The following is a 14,619-nucleotide window of genomic DNA, read 5'->3' on the forward strand; positions in this document are numbered from 1 at the left end:
TTGCAGAATTGAACAGGAGCTACATGAGCATTATAGTCGATAAGCACAAGAATGCACAAATTTGGCCCATAGTGTCGAAAAGGATACTGTTATGTCCAGGCCGCGCGCGAAACTGACGAACACATTCCCGGGTTGCCCGGTGGAGTCGACGCTGAGCTTCATCGACGGCAAATGGAAGGGGGTCATCCTCTATCACCTGATGCTCGAGGGCACGTTGCGCTTCAACGAGTTGCGGCGGAGATTGCCAAGCGTGACGCAGCGGATGCTGACCAAGCAGTTGCGCGAACTGGAGGAGGCGGGGCTTCTGTCACGCACTGTTTTTCCGGTCGTCCCGCCGCGCGTCGACTACGCCTTGACGCCCAGGGGAGAAAGCTTGAGGCCAGTGATCATGGCGCTGAAAGCGTGGGGCGATGAAAATGTCCTTTGCGACGGCGATCGTATGACGCTGAAACCGCTCGAAAACCGATCGTCTTCGCGAGCCAAATTCGAGGACGCCTGACCGGCTCCTCTGGAAACCCTTCTCATCGCGCTTATCTGTGACCTACATGTTTGATCGAGGTCCGGGAGAAAACGACGTTTCATGAAAGTCAAAGCCATCTTCAATCGAGATGGGGGAACATTCCGGACGACGGAAATGGAGGCCTACGGACGGTGGGTGGAAGAGGTCTTTCGCGGTGCCGGACATCAGATCGAAGTCGTCGCTGTCGGGGCCGGTGACATGCGCGATATGCTGGAAAGAACCTGCCACCGTGACGATCTCGATGCGATTGTCGCCGGCGGCGGCGACGGTACGATTTCGGCGGCTGCCGGCGTCGCGTGGAAAAACCGCATGCCGCTCGGCGTCATCCCGGCTGGGACGATGAACCTTTTCGCGCGTTCGTTGAAACTGCCGCTCGATATCTGGAAGGCGCCGGAGGTCCTTGCTTATGGCAGGATCATCGATGGCGACATCGGCAGCGCGGACGGCCGCGCCTTCGTTCATCAGTTTTCGATGGGCTTGCATGCCCGCCTGGTACGCTATCGCGAATCCTACCGTTTCGCCTCAAGGCTCGGAAAGATCGGCGCAAGCACGCGTGCGGCGATCGGCGTGATTTTCAACCCCCCGGATTTTGAGATCGAGTTCGATGCCGACGGTCACCGGGAGCGCCGGCATGTCTCGGCCATTTCGGTCTCGAACAATCACTTCGGCCATGCCACATTGATGTACGCCGATGACGTGACGAGCGGGCATCTCGGTTTCTACACGGCGCCGCCGCTGAAACCGGCCGGGGTCGCGAAACTTGCCTTCGATATCCTGCGCGGAAAGTTCCGCGCGAGCCCCTTGATCACCGAGATGAGCGCCATCGCTGTCGATCTGCACTTCCCGAAGGTGGACAGAAAGATCAATTGCGTCGTTGACGGCGAGCTTCTGCCGATGGGACGTGACGTGGCACTGCGCGTCCATCCCGGCGAACTGAAGCTGCTGGTCGGCAATCAATAGATGCAGCCGCCTTGAAAGGACGCAGTTTCGAGCGGAAAGCCGTTGCATACTTTCCTGGAGCTGCTCCGGCGGGGCTATTGTCCGGCGACGGTGCCTTGTTCCCCGATCCAGATGTAGCTGAAACCATATCGCTGCGAATCGCGACCGTAGAGATAGGGCAGGGCTAGCGAGCGTGGTGACATTCCTGTCTCCGGGACGTTGAAAGCCTTCAAGGCCCCTTTCAGAAGCTCCGGAACCGGCTGTGCCTGGGCCTCGCCGTCGCGCCAGACCACCAGAAGCGGTCGTTTGGACATATCGGCCGCAGGCACATTCGAAAGATGGGGAATGGCAACCAGTGCATCGCGCAATTGTGTGCGGATATTGCCTGCCAGCTGCTTGTCGCCCGTCAGAACGAGCGCTGGCTGCTTGCCTTCGCTCTGCGCGACGGCTTCGACAAATGCTCCGTAAGGAATGTTCAGCCTCGAATAATCTCCGTACCAGGGCCGCACGATGACCCGGGCCGAGACGACCGTGAGTGCGCCGACGGCGATGATTCCGACCAGCAGGAAGAATCGGCCGAGATGGCCCGACAAATCGATCTTCGCCGCCTCGATCTTGAGACAGAGATAGAGCGGAAGCAGGACGAGAAAAAGCACCAGCCATTTCTCGCGAACATGCGTCGCCGCTACGCCTAGAATGATCAGCAGAACGGCAAAGAGGCACAGCAAAATCATGCGTCCGACGATCCGGGTCCACTGGCTTTCGGCCTGCCAGATCAGCCGGATCCTGGCGCGAAAGACAAGGCCAAAGAGGAGCAGCGTGACGATGCTGCCGCCGATGATCGCCGAGCCGAGCGCCAGGACACCGTGGGCCGCCTGCAGGAGCCGCCCCTCCACCTCGCGTTCCTTCATCTCGTTCAAGGTACCGCTCGACGCGGAATCGAGATTCTGAAGCACCCAGTAGCCGTGCGGCAGGACGATAAGGCAGGCAACCACAACGGCTGCCAGCGTCCGCCAATCGAAGATGCGGGCACGCAGGTCGCGCTCGGGGAGCACGGCAATGATCGCGGCGACCGGCACCAGGACGAAATTATACTTCGAGATCACGCCGATGCCGACGGCGGCCCCGGTAAGCAGATAGGAAAGGAGGCTCGGTCGCGTGAGTGTCCGCAGGAAGCCGTAAAGGAACAGCGACACGGCGAAAAGCGCGGCGACCGTGTGCGAAAGATCACGCTGCGCCAGCAAGAAAACCGGCGGCAACGTCAGCACACCGAGCATCGCGGTGGCCGAAAGCCGCCGATCGGCAAGGACAAGGCGTGCGGCGAGGCCGTAAAAGAGGCAGCAAAGGAACAGGAGCCCGTTCTTGAGGATCGTCATGGTCGCAAGCGACGTGCCGAGCAGTTGACCCAGGCCGTATTGCAGCCAGTTGTAGAATGGAGGCTGCGGTCCGTAACCCAGTTGCAGGAACTGCGACAGATAAGCCTGTTCCGCCTCGTCGATCTCGAGGGAGTTGGAAACGGCAAGGCGCAGCAGAACGCACAGCAGGAAATAACCCGAAACGGCAAGGAAGACCGTGTCCGGGCGTCGATTGACGGCGTCAAGCATCGGCTTGTTCCTGCTCGAAGACCTGGCGCACGATGTAGCTTGTCGTCTCGTCGTCGCGGAAATAGGCGCGGGCCATCATCTCCGACAGTATGCCCGTGGTGATGAGCTGGATCGACGACAGGAACAGCATCACACCAACCATGAGCATCGGGCGTGTGCCGATGTCGTTGCCGAGGATGAATTTGTCGATGGCCAGATAGAAGAGGATAAGTGCGCTCAAACCGCCGGTCGCGAGCCCGATGGATCCGAAAAAGTGGCCGGGGCGCGCCTTGTAGCGCATGAAGAAGAGCACGGCCAAAAGGTCGAGTATGACGCGGAAAGTGCGTGAGATGCCGTATTTCGATGCACCGAAATGGCGGGCATGATGGGTGACTGGCATCTCGCCGATCCGGCTGCTGGGCACGACACCGGCGACCCATGCAGGGATGAAGCGGTGCATCTCGCCCATCAGCTTGACTTGCTTGATGATCGAGGCGCGATAGACCTTCAGGCTGCACCCGTAGTCGTGGAGCTTGACTCCGGTGATCTTGCCGATCAGCCGGTTGGCGCACCACGAGGGAATTTTCCTGAGCAGCAGTCCGTCCCGGCGGTTTTTTCTCCACCCGACGAGCAGGTCCAGTTGGCGTTCCTCGATCGCCACGACCATGCGCGGAATGTCATTGGGGTCATTCTGTAGGTCGCCGTCAAGTGTCGCGATCAATCGTCCGGAGGCCGCATCGATACCGGCCTGCATGGCGGCAGTCTGACCGAAATTCTTCTGCAGTTCGATGATCTTCAATCTCAGGTCCGGGCGGAAGAGTTCGGCGCGGGCATTCGGTAGCGTGCGGTCGGTGCTGCCGTCATCCACAAGGATCAGTTCCCACGGCTTGCTGAAGCCGGCCATTGCGTCGTGAATGCGTGTGACGAGCGGCCCGACGCTGTCCTCTTCGTTGAACACGGGGACGACGACGGACAGCTCGATGGCCTCCAATTTATCGGCAAGCGCCGCCATGGGTTCTTCAGTGTGGTTCAAGGATGATCTCCGGCGTACTGTCGCAGGTTTTCTTGCACAGTTAACGGTGATAACCAACGTCGAATTGCGTGGTTCAGCACAGGAAATCGGCATCGGATGAATTCGGACTGGCAGTTCAGTCAGCGATCGTGGCTTGCACGCAACCGCATGATGCTGATTTCCGTAGTCGCGATCGCGGCCTACGCGATCTTCGTCGAGTGGGTTTGGGGCTGGTCGACCCTGATGCGCCAGTGGGCCGAGATTGGCATCGGGGCCGTGCTTGCCGCGCTCGCCCTACTGATCTCCACCTATTTCATCCGCTGCTACCGCATCTATGATTATTTCCCGGGGCATACCACAGACCGCTTCCTGCCGTTGTTTCGCGTTACACAGGTCCACAATCTGCTCAACATCATGTTGCCGTTTCGAGCAGGCGAAACGAGCTTCCCTCTGCTGATGCGCTCCGAATTCGGCGTGCCGCTCGTGCACGGCACATCGGCGCTGCTCGTCATGCGGCTGCTTGATCTGCATGCCTTGCTGACGGTTGCCTCCATCGGCCTTGTGATCGAGAGGAGCGATGCGTCGATCGGCTGGCTCGTTTGGACGTTCGCATTCTTCTCGCCGCTCGCATTCTTTCTGCTGAAGGGAAGGGTTCTCGCGCTTGCGCGGCGTTTGGCGCGCGGGAGGCTTGCGACCGTGCTGGATGAAGTGGAGGCAGGCCTCCCGGGCAACGTGCCAGGATTTCTGCGTGCATGGGCGATGACCATTCTGAACTGGGCTGTCAAGGTCGTGGTTCTCGCCTGGGTGCTTGCCATCATGGGCGTGGCGCCGCTTGCTGCCAGCTTCGGCGGTGCTCTTGGCGGCGAGCTCTCCTCCGTGCTGCCGGTTCATGCGCCGGCGGGGGTTGGAACCTACCCGGCGGCGATTGCGGCCGGAGCGATTTCCTTCGGAGCGCCTAGCGGTCGCGGCGCACTTGAACTGCTCGGCCGAGCCAGCGTCAATGCGCATCTGCTCGTCATCGTCTCGGCAGTCGCCGGCACGATGCTGTCGCTCCTGCTGCGGCGGAGAGCGTGATCTACTGGAACGAGGTCTCGTAGAAGCTTCGGAGCTTGCGCGAATGAAGTTTCTCCGGTGGCATCGCCGCGAGCTTCTGCAAGGCCAGGATGCCGATCTTCAGATGCTGGCTGATCTGCGTCCGGTAAAATGCGCTCGCCATGCCGGGCAGCTTCAACTCGCCGTGCAGCGGCTTGTCCGACACGCAAAGCAGCGTGCCGTAAGGCACGCGGAAGCGGAAACCGTTGGCCGCGATCGTTGCCGACTCCATGTCGAGCGCGATTGCGCGCGCCTGAGAGAGGCGCTTGACGGGGCCGCGCTGGTCGCGCAGTTCCCAGTTTCGGTTGTCAATAGTCGCGACCGTGCCCGTGCGCATGATCTGCTTGAGATCATACCCCTTATAGCCCGTCACCTCGGCAACGGCGTCTTGCAACGCAACCTGCACCTCCGCGAGCGCCGGCAGCGGGATCCAGACCGGCAGATCGTCATCGAGCACGTGGTCCTCGCGCATATAGGCATGTGCCAGCACATAGTCGCCGAGGCGCTGGCTGTTTCTGAGGCCGGCGCAATGACCGAGCATCAGCCAGACATGTGGGCGCAGCACGGCGATGTGGTCAGTGATCGTCTTGGCGTTAGACGGGCCGACGCCGATGTTGACCATGCTGATGCCGCCATGCCCCTTTTTTTTCAGATGATAAGCCGGCATCTGCGGCAGACGGGAGAGGGTATAGTCGGCATCCGGCTTGTCGGCACCTGCCGGGGTCACGATGTTGCCGGGCTCGACGAAGGCGGTGTACCCATTGCCGCCTTCTGCCATCTGCTGCCGGGCCCAGGCGCAGAACTCGTCGACATAAAACTGGTAGTTCGTGAAGAGCACGAAATTCTGGAAATGCGCGGGACTGGTCGCCGTGTAGTGGCTGAGCCGGGCCAGCGAATAATCGATGCGCTGCGCCGTGAACGGAGCGAGCGGCGACGGTTCGCCGGGGCCCGGCTCGTAGGAACCATTGGCGATCTCGTCGTCGGTCGTCGTGAGGTCCGGCGCGTCGAACAGGTCGCGCAGCGGGATGTCAATGGTCTCGGCGGCCGAGGCCTCGACATGAGCGGCCTCGCCGAAGGCGAAATGCAACGGTATCGGTGTCGCCGATTCGGATACGGTGACACCCACACCATGATTGCGCATCAGGTGCCCGAGCTGTTCCTTCAGGTAGTGGCGGAAGAGTTTGGGCCGGGTGATCGTCGTCGTGTAGACACCGGGCGCACTGACGTAGCCGAAGGAAAGCCTGGAATCGACGTGGCCGAAGCTGCTCGTCTCGATGCTGACTTGCGGATAGCAGGCACGGAAACGTGTGAGCGGCGCATCGTTCTTTCCAAGCCCTTCGAACGCCTCGCGGAGGAAGCGGGTGTTGCGTTCGTAGAGAGCCTCCAGGCAATCAACGGCCTCGGCCGGATGCTCGAAGAGTTGCGGCTCGATTGCTTCAGGGGTTGCGATGGAGAGAACGGAGTTTGACGAGATTCGTTTGTTCATGTCGCATTATAAGCTGCGGCTCCTGACAAGCAAACGACAAGATTGCAGGGCTATGCGGAAAAACATGCGCGATTTCCCGTGGCCTCCCTCCAACTATCTGGAATCAAAAGCGCTCGGAGCAGCCCAACTCGGCCTTTCGCATCTTTCGCTTGCACGCTCAGCGCGGGCCCGCGAGGATGATAGTGCTGCCGGCGAGCGCCACCGCGACGCCGGTCACGTCCCAGCGATCCGGGCGCACACCCTCGGCGAGCCAGAGCCAGGCGAGCGAAGCGGCGATATAGAACCGCCATAGGCGGCATAGGCGCGGCCCGCGGCAGCCGCATCGATCATCGTCAAGAGCCAGGCAAAAAGCGCGAGCGACCCCATGCCGGGCATAAGCCACCAGATGGATTTGCCGAGTTTGAGCCACGCCCAGAAGGCAAAGCACCCGGCGATTTCGGCAAGTGCCGCCGCGAGATAGATTGCGAATGATGGCATGGTTTTCCGAATCCTTTCATTGGGAAGGGATCGGAATTTCAGTCCACGTGCAAGAGGGAGCGGGTCGCGAGCTTGCGGTCAGCTCATGGCTTGACGCTGTAGCGTCACGAAGAGGACGAGGCCGGCACCGTGTTTTCCGATGCCGAGGCCTGCGGCCTTGGTGTAAGCGACCGCCCCGATCGGCGCCATCAGCAGGCTCGTGAGCAAGAGGACCCGGAGCGAGAGAATAGCGGAAGTGGCGAGAGCGGCCATTTTCGGTTCCTTTGGAGCAATTCCAGGAAAAGTGAATAGCGGTTTTCCACCCGGAATTGCGTGAGTTTCAGCGATCTAGAGCTTGGCCTGGCAATATTGTGCCGTGTGGGCGGTGCAGTCGGTCAGCGAGCCGAGATAAGTGTTTTGGCGGCGGCGCTGCGTATCGGCACTGACCGCGGCAGCGAGCGTCATCGCGAAGACAACCATCAGCAGACTGATGATGGTGAGGCGCCGAGCGAGAATATCCATGGTTCTGTCCGTTGGCTGGAGGCACGTTGAAAGCGATAATGGCCTTTTCGCACAACCAAACTGAATTTATGCTGAGATGTCCGTTCATCTCCGGTTCATCTTCGCAAGCCGCCGTACTGCATGTCTCCTCAGATCCTAGTGAATTTAGCGGAGACATGCAGCACTTCAGACATGCCACAGCGACCGTTGCGCGTCTGAAAAGGCGCACGGAGCTGTAGTCTTGCCGGCGGCAGCAGGCATGCCTACCTCTCTACTCTTGCAACCTCAGGAGAAACAGGATGACTGCTCCGATCGAGCTTTATTACTGGCCGACCCCAAACGGCTGGAAGATCACGATCATGCTGGAGGAACTCGGCGTTCCTTACGTGGTCAAATACATCAATATCGGACGAGGCGAACAGTTCGCTCCGGATTTCCTGAAGATCGCACCCAACAATCGAATGCCGGCGATCATCGACCCCGATGGTCCGGGCGGCCAGCCGATATCGGTGTTCGAGTCGGGGGCGATCCTGCAATATCTCGGGCGCAAATACGGCAAGTTTTATCCTGCCGACGAGCGGGCCCGCGTCGAAGTCGATCAATGGCTCTTCTGGCAGATGGGCGGCCTCGGCCCCATGGCGGGACAGGCCCATCATTTCCGCCAATATGCTCCGGAGAAGATCGAATACGCGATCAACCGCTATACCAACGAGGCGAACCGTCTGTATGGCGTGATGAACAAGCGTCTTGCCGATAGGCCGTTCCTCGCCGGCGACTATTCCATCGCGGACATGGCCTGCATCGGCTGGGTGATCCCGCACGAGAACCAAGGACAGGACTTGAATGATTTCCCGAATCTGAAGCGCTGGTTCGAGGCGGTGCTTGCGCGACCGGCTGTCCAGAAGGCGATCGAAGTGGGCAAGGAGGAGCGCGCCCGCCAGCAGAGCCTGGCCGAGGATCAGGAAGCGCAGAAGATCTTGTTTGGGCAGCGCGCCCGTTGAAATGAAGAGGGGAACCGCGATGAGCGGTGCCCCTCATGATCTCGACGCGTTACAGACGCGTCCAGGTCTGCGATTTGCAAAGCACCTTCAGCACACAGCCTTTCATCTTCAGCGAATTGCCGTTGACTGCACCCGAGCCGCTATAGGTCTTGTCGTTTTCCGGATCGGTGAGTTCGCCGCTATAGCTGCCGTCGGTTCCGGTGAGATTGCCGATGCGCTTGCCCGCGTGCTTTCCGGTTTTCAAGGTAACGCAATATGCGCCGCCGCACGGTGCGATTTCGGCCGTGGCGCCGCTTGCAGTCTTCCAGTTGCCGACGATCGGTTCTGCGGCAATGGCCGAGCAGGCGGTGCCGAAGGCAACGGCCGCTGCGATGAGCAATGTGCGAATCATTCAATTCCTCCGATAAGAAAAGCGGCCGGTATTGTGGCGTGTACCGGCTCACCCTGAACGCCTTATAACGAGCGGTCTCCCACCGCCGGGCGAAACCGTAGCTTACGCGTACGTAAAGGTAAATATCCGCAACGTCGCTGGAATTACGTTTGTCGCGTGCCGGAGAGCCGCGGAAAATTGGCGAAGGTCGCTGGTTCGGCCGGTTGATGCTGTTTGTGTGGTTAGCGTTTGGTTGAAATCCGCAGTTGAATATTTCGTAAATTTTGAGGCAAATCCACGCTGTTCCAGGCGATCCGATGCTTAATGAAAACTCAAATTTACCAACCGTTTGAACTTTGTTTGCGTCAAATTAAGCATGCATTTTAAGCGAGCATTGAAGGCCGTACGGCATACTTCAATCCATAAGACGAGCGGAGAAAACAACCCGCCGAACCGCCGAAAGCGACACTGCAAAAGACGGTGCGTTTTTCGGAAGGCCCGCAAAGAGGCGCGACTGAACAGGGACAAAAACAAATGCTGATCTGGAGCAAGGTCCGCCCCAAGGGGCGGGCCGCTTCAGCCGGATCAGGCAAGACATCAATCAGGCAAGACAGGGACAAGACAATGGCACGCTTTGAAATGCAGCTCGCTTCAGATGCCGCAATGGGTGGTGAAAACCAAGCGGACGTATTTTGTGAAATGGGCCTAGCCTACGCGACGGGCCGTGGACGGCCGGTCGATCTGGTTGCCGCCCACAAGTGGCTGAACATTGCCGCCATCAAGGGCTCGGACCGCGCCGCGGACCTGCGCGCCGACCTGGCGGCAACGATGAGCAAAACCGATCTAGCCCACGCATTGCGCGCGGCACGCGAATGGATGACGGTACATTGATGAACGCGCAGGCCGTGCTTTTTTCCTGACCGCGCAGAGACTTTGCGGGGACACCCGCTGGCCTCCTTGCTCGATCAGTTGAGCGCTAGCTGCTCGCTGCCAGGCTCCCGAGAACGTCGGGCAGGGCAGCCTCGAGCAGGTTCATTTCAGCCTCGGGTCCGGTGCTGACCCGGATGCAGCGATTGAGCGGGGCAACACCCGGCATGCGGATGAAAACACCGTGATCGCTCATCAGGCGGTCGACGATCGCTCGCGCGTGGGTCGCGTCGCGTCCGCAATCGATGGCCACGAAATTGGTGGCCGACGGCAATGGTTTGAGCCCGTTGTCGCGCGCTATCGCAGAGATTCGATCGCGTGACTCCGTTATCCTCGCAATGACTTGTCTGAGGTAGTGCTGGTCGGCGAGAGCAGCAATCGCTGCGGCCACGCCGACACGATTCATTCCGAAATGATTGCGGATCTTGTCGAACGCCGCGGCCGTGCCGGGTGTCGCAAGCGCGTAGCCGACGCGCGATCCGGCAAGGCCATAGGCCTTGGAAAAGGTGCGCGTGCGTACGACGTTCGGCTTGTCGCTCAAGCTGTCGATCGTGGGTATCGATTCCGGCGGCGCCGTCTCGCTATAGGCTTCGTCGAGGATGAGCAGCGTCGTTTCCGGCAAGGCATGTGCAAATTCGACGATTCGATCGGCCGGCCACCAGCTCCCCATCGGGTTGTCCGGGTTGGCGAAGTAGACGAGCGGTGCGTTCTCGCGCTTGACGGCGGCGAGCAAGCCATCGAGATCCTCCCTATCGTCGACATAAGGAACTGTGACCAGGCGCCCGCCGTGCCCGGCGACATGATAGTTGAATGTAGGATAGGCTCCGAACGACGTCACGACCGGCATGCCGGGCTCGATGATAAGGCGGACGATCTGGCCGAGCAGCCCGTCTATGCCTTCGCCGATGGCAATGTTGGCGGGAGAGATTCCCAGATGCCCGGCGAGGGCCTGCTTCAAGTCGTAGTTTTCGGGGTCGGCATATTTCCACGTCTCGCCGGCCGCTTGCTGCATGGCGAGCAGCACCGAATTTGCCGGACCGAATCCGCTTTCATTGGCGCCGATGCGTGCCGCGACCTTACGGCCGCGCTGACGCTCAATCGCTTCAGGCCCAACGAAGGGGATGGTTGCTGGCAAAGACTGGATAAGCGGCGTGAAGCGTGAGAATGCGGACATGCGAGAAACTGAACCCCGTTCGAACAAAACGCCGCGGAACTTATCGCATATGTGCGGGAACCGGAATCGATTTTGCGGAAAAGATCGACCTGCCTGCACCTTAGGCACGGCGTTACTCGACGAAGCCCCAGTTGACGGATGCAGGACGACGCGAAACCGACGCCAGACCGGATTGAGTCTTCCTGTTCTGACCGGTGAAAAACTCGCCGCGCACGATTTCGTGCAGGAATGCCTCGTCGATCGCCTTGATGAATTGCACGCCGATGCGCTCTCCCTTGCGGTAGACTTCGGCGCATCCGATGCGAAATTTCGTCCCGACGATATGGAGATAATAGTGCTGCGATAGCCCAATCGTCGTGCTCACGGAAAAGCTCGCTCCGCCGCGCGAGATGTCGATCATTTTGCAGGCGCGTATGGAGACGCCGCCGAGCGCCGGCCGCACCGACATCAGCGTGCCGGCCTGGCCGATCGAAAAGCGCTCGTATCGACGCTCGTAGAGCAGCGAGGGCGCGAGCGAATACATGGTCGACTGCAGCATGCGTCATACTCCGGAAGCCCCGCATGAAGCGGCGATTGCGTTTCCACGAAGCCCGGACAAGTCATTTGCCGGTGCCTCCCACTGCCTGCAAAAGGCAGGAGGGCTTCTCAACAGTCTCCAGCGGGAAACTTGCAATCCCTTGAAGGCAATCGATAAGAATCTAATGAGCTTGCTTAATTGAGTGACGCCGCAAGTTCCCGACGGGAACGTCGCGTGGCGCTTAGAGGCCGCCGCTGGAAAATTGCAACCGGATCAGCCGGCGCAGAAAGTCTTGGGCAAGTAGCATATTGAAGCGCACGCCAAGCTCCGTGCCGCTACGATGGACCTCGGCGCAGCCGATCTCCTCTTTGAAGCCGTCGATTTCCAGGAAGAAGTGCTTCGGCAGCATGATTGCGGCATTGAAGTCGAGCATCGCGCCACCAATCGAGATATGCCGAAGCAGGCATTGATATTTGGTCTTCGCCTTCAGTTGCTTACCGATCACGAGGATGCGGCATGGACGCTCGATGAAATAATGCTGGTACACGGCCGCGGCTTGGCCGGGCTTTGCCAGCGCGACATGCATGATCATCGACATCGCAGCCTCCGAAAATGCCGATTCTTCTATCCACCACGCGGTTGCGGTCGGCTTCCGCCGGAATGACCGCTCGACGGCGTGGCGGCTATTTTCCGCGGACGGCCTTGCTTCGGCCTTGCGAAGGCGGCGCCCTTTGCGAGAGCTTCGGATTTCGCGGGGCCGGACGTTGTCTCGCCGGCAAGAGCAATGTTTCCCCAGGGGCTACGACCCGCGAGAGCCGGCGCCCGGATATTCCAAACACGGGTGCACGCGCCAATATATAAGATCGGTCGTTGCCTCGAAGGTGTTGGGCTTATTCCCGAGACGCAGCCCGACGACGCTGCCCACGACGAGCCGGTGTTCATGCGTCCTGACAAAGCGTCGACCAATGCGCCGCCAAGGATGAAAATCGTGTGATTTCCTGAAATCTGACAAAAAAATCTTGCATTGATGACGCGGTGACACTAGTCAGGCGCTAACGGAGAGGTGGCCGAGTGGTCGAAGGCGCTCCCCTGCTAAGGGAGTATACCGGAAACGGTATCGAGGGTTCGAATCCCTTCTTCTCCGCCATCGACTCTTCCTACAGCTTCTTATCCACACCCACACGGCCTTGATTTGCCGCGTTTTTTGCTGCTTCTAGTTTCCTATCGGTTCCCATCGATCTCGACTGCTACCCGCGCATTTGTGGGTATCTTTGTGGGTACTGGATTCGGAAAATGTGGGTATCAGGGCGCATGAGTGCTTTAACGGACAAGCAGATCAAGAACGCAAAAAAAGAGGAAAAGGACTACAAACTCGCCGACGGCGGCGGACTTAACCTTTTCGTTCTCCGCACCGGCACAAAATCATGGCGTCTGCGGTACCGCTTCGACGGGAAGGAAAAGACGCTCGTCATCGGAAATTATCCCGACGTATCGCTCGCCGACGCGCGGGCTGAGAGGGAGAGCGCCAAGGATACGCTCAAAGCCGGGCGGGACCCCAGCGTCGTTAAGAAGGTCGAAAAGCTCATTGGCAAGAAGCAGACGGCCGACACCTTTGAGGTTATCGCCCGAGAGTGGCACGAGCTGCAAAAGCCGCACTGGGTCCCAAGGCACGCGGAAGACGTTCTGGACTCGCTGGTGAAGGATGTGTTTCCGATCATCGGCAAGATGCCGATCCGCGACATCGATGCACCGACCGTGCTGGCGGTTCTTCGGTTGGTGGAGAAGCGGGACGCAAAGGAAACGGCCCGGCGAATCCGGCAGCGGCTCTCATCTGTCTTCGTGTATGCGATCGTATCGGGCAGGGCGACACAAGATCCAGCCGCCGTCGTTCGTGAGGCGTTGGCGCCCATGAAGAAGGGTCGGCAGCCCGCCATTACCGACATGGAAGGCGCGTGAGATGCTGCTGGCGGCGTGGAAGACGCCATCGCATCCCGTGACGAAACTCGGCCTGCGGCTACTGGTGCTGACCGCAGTGCGCCCGGGCACGCTGATTACGACGCCTTGGACAGAGTGGAACGGCCTCGATGAGGACGATCCGGTTTGGCAGATACCTGCCGCCCGCATGAAGCTCAAGCTGCAGCACAAGGACGATGAGGAACGCGATCATCTCGTTCCGATGTCTAGCCAGGCGATGGAAACCGTTGCGGTTCTGCGCTCGATCACAGGCAGGTGCCCGTTCGCCCTGCCGAACGGACGGCACGCGCATAAGGCGATGTCCGAAAACGCACTGGGGTACCTCTTGAACCGGGCCGGCTACCATCACAAGCACGTGCCGCATGGCTTCCGCTCGACGTTCTCGACGATCATGAATGAACGATATCCGGCTGATCGCCAGATTATCGACCTGATGCTCGCTCACACGCCGAAAGACAAGGTCGAGGGCGCGTATAACCGGGCGGAGCACTTGCATCGCCGCAAGGAACTCGCGCAGCTATGGGCCGACCTGATCCTCAAGGATATGCCTGCGGCCGAGGAGTTGCTTCACGGACCGAGGAAAAACCTAAAGGAGGTAGAGGCTGTAACTTTAGAGCCAAGAGCCAGACGGCGAGGATAACTGTCGCCGCGATGACGACTCCCACTTGCGGCCGAGCCGCTTCCTGCAGTTGTCGCACCCTAAATCTGATCATGGCGGTCTGCCGCGAGCTCGTTTTGCGAATTCTCAGCGCCGCCTGCGTCCCTCAAGGCACCGTTGGGCCGGCGCATCGGTCGGCCACCGAGCGTCTCGAATGGGTGGGGAGCGTAATTAGGCGCCTAAAGCGCTAAATGGCGGCGTTTGCAGACAAGAGCCGTCATTGCGCACTGCCGGTTCACGGTGTTCCCGGCAACAGATGAGGTCAGGCTACATGCTGAAACTGGACTGCACCGTTGTGCAAAAAGGAGCGATGCCCTCAACGGCGACGATGCCGTGGCCGGCGCGGAGCTCGGGCAAGAAACTTGCCGCTGTGTCGCAGGCGCGGCGACAGCTGGCGCAAGGGGCGGGC

General features: G+C 59.9%; 16 protein-coding genes, 1 tRNA gene and 1 pseudogene. 8 read left to right on the forward strand and 10 right to left on the reverse strand.

Annotated features, from left to right (window positions below; translation table 11 throughout):
• Positions 1–91 precede the first annotated feature (91 nt).
• Positions 92–499, forward strand: a complete 408-nt coding sequence (locus tag QN224_RS05070; protein ID WP_283975780.1) for a helix-turn-helix domain-containing protein — start codon at positions 92–94, stop codon at positions 497–499.
• Positions 500–580: 81 nt separating this feature from the next.
• Positions 581–1,480 carry a diacylglycerol kinase family lipid kinase gene (locus QN224_RS05075; RefSeq protein ID WP_283975781.1) on the forward strand — a complete coding sequence of 300 codons (900 nt, stop codon included), beginning with the start codon at positions 581–583 and terminating at the stop codon, positions 1,478–1,480.
• Between the two features lie 74 nt (positions 1,481–1,554).
• On the opposite strand, the gene QN224_RS05080 is transcribed toward QN224_RS05075, so the two are convergent.
• Positions 1,555–3,063: a glycosyltransferase family 39 protein gene (locus tag QN224_RS05080; RefSeq protein WP_283975782.1), complete on the reverse strand. Its 1,509-nt coding sequence runs from the start codon at positions 3,061–3,063 to the stop codon at positions 1,555–1,557.
• Positions 3,056–4,075, reverse strand: a complete 1,020-nt coding sequence (locus QN224_RS05085; RefSeq protein ID WP_283975783.1) for a glycosyltransferase family 2 protein — start codon at positions 4,073–4,075, stop codon at positions 3,056–3,058. The genes QN224_RS05080 and QN224_RS05085 overlap by 8 nt, the downstream gene beginning before the upstream one ends.
• Positions 4,076–4,171: 96 nt before the next feature.
• Here QN224_RS05085 and QN224_RS05090 point away from each other — a divergent pair, with 96 nt between their 5' ends.
• Complete coding sequence (locus QN224_RS05090) at positions 4,172–5,128, forward strand: lysylphosphatidylglycerol synthase domain-containing protein (RefSeq protein WP_283975784.1); 957 nt, start codon at positions 4,172–4,174, stop codon at positions 5,126–5,128.
• A 1-nt stretch (position 5,129) separates the two neighbouring features.
• On the opposite strand, the gene QN224_RS05095 is transcribed toward QN224_RS05090, so the two are convergent.
• The 4 genes and pseudogenes from QN224_RS05095 to QN224_RS05110 form a co-directional block, all read right to left on the reverse strand.
• Positions 5,130–6,632, reverse strand: coding sequence for an AMP nucleosidase (locus QN224_RS05095; protein ID WP_173510455.1), 1,503 nt, complete (start codon positions 6,630–6,632; stop codon positions 5,130–5,132).
• 157 nt (positions 6,633–6,789) lie between these two features.
• Positions 6,790–7,109, reverse strand: a pseudogene (locus QN224_RS05100) (YnfA family protein).
• Between the two features lie 78 nt (positions 7,110–7,187).
• A complete protein-coding gene (locus QN224_RS05105; RefSeq protein ID WP_269277005.1) occupies positions 7,188–7,361 on the reverse strand; it encodes a hypothetical protein in 174 nt (57 codons plus the stop codon).
• 75 nt (positions 7,362–7,436) lie between these two features.
• Positions 7,437–7,610 (reverse strand): hypothetical protein, encoded by a 174-nt coding sequence (locus QN224_RS05110; RefSeq protein ID WP_173510453.1) that lies wholly within the window; start codon positions 7,608–7,610, stop codon positions 7,437–7,439.
• 278 nt (positions 7,611–7,888) lie between these two features.
• On the opposite strand from QN224_RS05110, the gene QN224_RS05115 reads away from it, so the two are divergent.
• The gene (locus tag QN224_RS05115; RefSeq protein ID WP_283975785.1) at positions 7,889–8,590 is read left to right on the forward strand and encodes a glutathione S-transferase N-terminal domain-containing protein; all 702 of its coding nucleotides are present in this window, start codon (positions 7,889–7,891) and stop codon (positions 8,588–8,590) included.
• A gap of 49 nt (positions 8,591–8,639) precedes the next feature.
• Here the strand turns inward: QN224_RS05115 and QN224_RS05120 are convergent, their stop codons facing one another.
• Positions 8,640–8,981, reverse strand: a complete 342-nt coding sequence (locus tag QN224_RS05120; RefSeq protein WP_283975786.1) for a DUF2147 domain-containing protein — start codon at positions 8,979–8,981, stop codon at positions 8,640–8,642.
• Positions 8,982–9,584: 603 nt separating this feature from the next.
• Here QN224_RS05120 and QN224_RS05125 point away from each other — a divergent pair.
• Complete coding sequence (locus QN224_RS05125) at positions 9,585–9,851, forward strand: sel1 repeat family protein (protein WP_173511480.1); 267 nt, start codon at positions 9,585–9,587, stop codon at positions 9,849–9,851.
• Between the two features lie 85 nt (positions 9,852–9,936).
• On the opposite strand, the gene QN224_RS05130 is transcribed toward QN224_RS05125, so the two are convergent.
• From QN224_RS05130 to QN224_RS05140, 3 genes are all read right to left on the reverse strand, one after another.
• Positions 9,937–11,061: a pyridoxal phosphate-dependent aminotransferase gene (locus QN224_RS05130; protein WP_283975787.1), complete on the reverse strand. Its 1,125-nt coding sequence runs from the start codon at positions 11,059–11,061 to the stop codon at positions 9,937–9,939.
• A 112-nt stretch (positions 11,062–11,173) separates the two neighbouring features.
• Positions 11,174–11,599, reverse strand: coding sequence for a PilZ domain-containing protein (locus tag QN224_RS05135; RefSeq protein ID WP_173510449.1), 426 nt, complete (start codon positions 11,597–11,599; stop codon positions 11,174–11,176).
• Positions 11,600–11,819: 220 nt separating this feature from the next.
• Positions 11,820–12,176 carry a PilZ domain-containing protein gene (locus QN224_RS05140; RefSeq protein WP_283975788.1) on the reverse strand — a complete coding sequence of 119 codons (357 nt, stop codon included), beginning with the start codon at positions 12,174–12,176 and terminating at the stop codon, positions 11,820–11,822.
• A 459-nt stretch (positions 12,177–12,635) separates the two neighbouring features.
• Here QN224_RS05140 and QN224_RS05145 point away from each other — a divergent pair.
• From QN224_RS05145 to QN224_RS05155, 3 genes are all read left to right on the forward strand, one after another.
• Positions 12,636–12,725 (forward strand) — tRNA-Ser (locus QN224_RS05145).
• 164 nt (positions 12,726–12,889) lie between these two features.
• Positions 12,890–13,534 carry an integrase arm-type DNA-binding domain-containing protein gene (locus tag QN224_RS05150; protein ID WP_283975789.1) on the forward strand — a complete coding sequence of 215 codons (645 nt, stop codon included), beginning with the start codon at positions 12,890–12,892 and terminating at the stop codon, positions 13,532–13,534.
• 1 nt (position 13,535) lies between these two features.
• Positions 13,536–14,192 (forward strand): site-specific integrase, encoded by a 657-nt coding sequence (locus tag QN224_RS05155; RefSeq protein WP_283975790.1) that lies wholly within the window; start codon positions 13,536–13,538, stop codon positions 14,190–14,192.
• Positions 14,193–14,619: the final 427 nt, after the last annotated feature.

Source organism: Sinorhizobium sp. 7-81 (assembly GCF_030124405.1).
Taxonomy (GTDB): domain Bacteria; phylum Pseudomonadota; class Alphaproteobacteria; order Rhizobiales; family Rhizobiaceae; genus Sinorhizobium; species Sinorhizobium psoraleae.